The sequence below is a fragment of the Herbaspirillum aquaticum genome, from assembly GCF_002213425.1.
Taxonomy (GTDB): domain Bacteria; phylum Pseudomonadota; class Gammaproteobacteria; order Burkholderiales; family Burkholderiaceae_D; genus Herbaspirillum; species Herbaspirillum aquaticum.
Genome location: NZ_NJGV01000047.1, coordinates 1 through 3,052, shown reverse-complemented (window position 1 = coordinate 3,052; position 3,052 = coordinate 1). Strand labels below are relative to the sequence as shown.

General features: G+C 46.9%; 2 protein-coding genes. Both read right to left on the bottom strand.

Features of this window, described 5'->3' with window-relative positions; genetic code table 11:
* Positions 1-90 precede the first annotated feature (90 nt).
* Positions 91-1,122 (bottom strand): MobF family relaxase, encoded by a 1,032-nt coding sequence (mobF, locus tag CEJ45_RS24315; protein WP_088757549.1) that lies wholly within the window; start codon positions 1,120-1,122, stop codon positions 91-93.
* A 209-nt stretch (positions 1,123-1,331) separates the two neighbouring features.
* Positions 1,332-2,384 carry a tyrosine-type recombinase/integrase gene (locus CEJ45_RS24310; RefSeq protein WP_088757548.1) on the bottom strand — a complete coding sequence of 351 codons (1,053 nt, stop codon included), beginning with the start codon at positions 2,382-2,384 and terminating at the stop codon, positions 1,332-1,334.
* Positions 2,385-3,052: the final 668 nt, after the last annotated feature.

The following is a 3,052-nucleotide window of genomic DNA, read 5'->3' as shown; positions in this document are numbered from 1 at the left end:
GCAGGATCAGGGCAGCGCTGTTCTGCTGCAAGTGAAGTCATGGATGCAGCTTAAATTCTGGCAAACGCTGTCTTGACGGATGGGTCCACTTTAGGTAGAACGTGTTTGCGTGAGCTCATCGAGTAGCTCCTGATGAGAGAGGGGAAATTCAGCGAATGAAGTCCGATGAGGTTGGGATTGGAGAGATTCGACGTATTCAGCGGTAAGGCCTAGTTCTTCCACCATGTCCCGAAATTTCCCAAGCAATTCAAGATATGGCGGCTCGGCCTTCGCCGACCGCGTGTTGAGGGCCGCGATATCCGCATGCAGGGAAGTCTTTCCTTTGTGAGCGGTCATGAAAGCTTGTATCTCTGATCGCCGTTTGGACAGTGCTTCACGTTGATGATCCGAAACCCCTTTGATTTTGAAATATTGCCCGTCAGGGATAACCTCAAATCCGAGTTGAGCGATGTGGTACGCCAGATCGACCCGAAACAGTATTCCGGTGGTCATCTTGTGATCGAACTGGGCCTTGTTATCCAAAGCACTCCATTCGTTTGTGCTGGGGCGTTTTCCCAGATTGAATAGGAATGCGTGAACGTGCAGTTGCGGCTGAATTGCTCTGCTGGCAAAGTGTGGATAGCAAGCAGCAATGATTGATGAGACCTTCTTTTTGATGCGGCCTGCTGCACCGTGACGTGTAACAGAGACCGACTGAACATAATCCATTGCTGACTGTACGGACTTCTGCATGCAGTCGTTGATTGCCGATTGTGTGGAAGAGCCGGCGGCGGCGAAGACCGCAGAAACGTCTTTGGGAGCGCTAAACGTCATGTCGATGCCCATCACATGAAGTGCCCCTGCGCCGCGAACCAATGCCTCGCCATCCGTGGGGGAGTATCCCCAGGCTAGTTTTTCGACTTGATTGAGATCAACCCGATCCGGCAGGCTAAATTCCAGTACGCCACTACCTGCCCAAAATGGTTGGGGCTCTGCGACGGATTGGTCTGGGCTGAGGTAATCGAGAAAATCAGTGCGTTGTCGTGTTCCTGACGATTGCAGGTAAAAAAGGTAACCACCAGGTGCCGCAGCTGAGTGCTTAGTTTGGTTATAAGCACTATTTATCTTTGCGATTGAGAGCATGACGGCCCTAATGAACGAGAAGTTCAGAGGGACGGAAATGGGGGCCAGCGTTCATGTTCGAATCCTCCTTCTCGATAAGCGGATAAGGGCTTTTGGGCGGGCATTCGATCACGTACGTTCACAGGGAATGGCTCGGAGATGGGCTTTAACCGATCAACATCAAGCAGAGCCACGATATAAACCCGTCGGGTCATAGGTTTCAATTGGATTTAATTCCTGAATCGACGAACGACTTCCTCGGGACGGAGATTTGCGTAACGTCGAAGCATCTCAATGCTCTTGTGGCCAACGATTTCCATGATCTCAAACACGCTGATATTGCGACGTTGGAGAACCATTCGACTGATGGCTTCGTGCCTTAGATCGTGAAAACGCAGGTTGACAATTTTGAGTCTCTTGAAGAGGAAGAAGAACCTCATCGAGACTGTCACGCTATCTTTTAAACAAAAAAAGAGTCGAGAGGATGTGGTCGGACGCAATTGATTTAGCCGTTGAACCACTCGGCAAGCCTCATCACTCAACGGCACGTTACGAAGGGTTTTTGATTTGGTATGTTCTTCTGGGATGCACCAAAGAAAATTTTCGAGATCAAATTCATGTGATTCGGCCAAGATCATTTCATTAAGGCGTGCTCCTGTCGCCAAAGCTAAATCTAGCAATAGCCTTAAATGCTCGGCATCTCTCTTTCGTCCAGTGGCTAGTGCTGTAACGATCAGTTGATACTCAGATTCTGAGAGTCTTCGGTTTCGCTTTGCACCTTTCTTAGGAAAGTTCTTGCGAGAGAACAAATTCGAGGAAGGAACAATTTCGTAGTCAGCTGCGTGCCATTTATAGATTCTGGAAAGTGCATTGAGATGTTTATGAATGGTGGAGGAACTGTAAAATTTCCCTTGCTTGTTGATACTGCGAGCCATGTTCTTGACGTATTTTGCGATGAAGCCCTGAGTGATATCAGCAATCGTTGCATCGCCAATGAACTTAATAATGGAGTTAATTTCATTTTTATGCTGGCCTTTGTTTTCAGGGGACGCTAAGAAATTCGCAATCACATCCCGAAACTTTGTCTGATAAAAAATATTATTTCTGGAATGTGGATTCTTTCCGTTTAGGATTGCCGCTTTTTCTTCTGCAAGCGCACAGAAGGCTTTTGCTTCATCTTCGTGATCAAAGGTCTTCGAAATAGAGACTCTGCCCTCGATCCGGATTTGTACCTGCCATCCAATAGAACCATTTTTACGAACGCGTTTTGAAATACTGGCCATACGATCTCCTCAGTTTTTAGGAATCCCCAAGGCTTGTGAAAAAGAAAATTTTCACGGCGGGATTGCAAGGAGAAAATGGTGCCGCTGCAATCCAACTCCTGCACGGGGAAGAGAAAATGCAGGAGTTGGATAAAGACATCTCGTAAACATATGTTGATTACAAGGCCCTCACGAACGTAAAAATGCTTAGGAAAATGCCTCCAATGCGGAGTTAAAACAAAGAAAAATCGACGTTTGATGGCGTTATGTGATGACACTAGAGGGCTTAGTGTTGATCTTTTCAAGCGTTTTTATCTGTTTTGTGCTCTTCAATTGAATTCGTGCTGCATCATTTGCAGCGTTTTCTTTCCGACGAGCGGTAGGTTCCTCTTGAATTAGATTCCGGAAAAGGCTTTTCTTATTAGCCCTATGTTCTCCGATTCATTAAAAGGAGAGGGTATGCATGAGAAAGTCATGGAAGAAGTCCAAAATCGAGAGTGCCGCATTCGGAAAATTCTGAACGAGAGGTTCCCGTTTTCGCCGTTGTTGATTTCAGTAAGAGCAGTGGCAGAAATTTTAGGAATTCCTTATCGTACTAAAGTGGACCCATCCGTCAAGACAGCGTTTGCCAGAATTTAAGCTGCATCCATGACTTCACTTGCAGCAGAACAGCGCTGCCCTGATCCTGC

Bases quoted from the DNA above. Each gene is read 5' to 3' on its own strand.
- mobF (WP_088757549.1), bottom strand. From the start codon at position 1,122: ATGCTCTCAATCGCAAAGATAAATAGTGCTTATAACCAAACTAAGCAC.
- CEJ45_RS24310 (WP_088757548.1), bottom strand. From the start codon at position 2,384: ATGGCCAGTATTTCAAAACGCGTTCGTAAAAATGGTTCTATTGGATGG.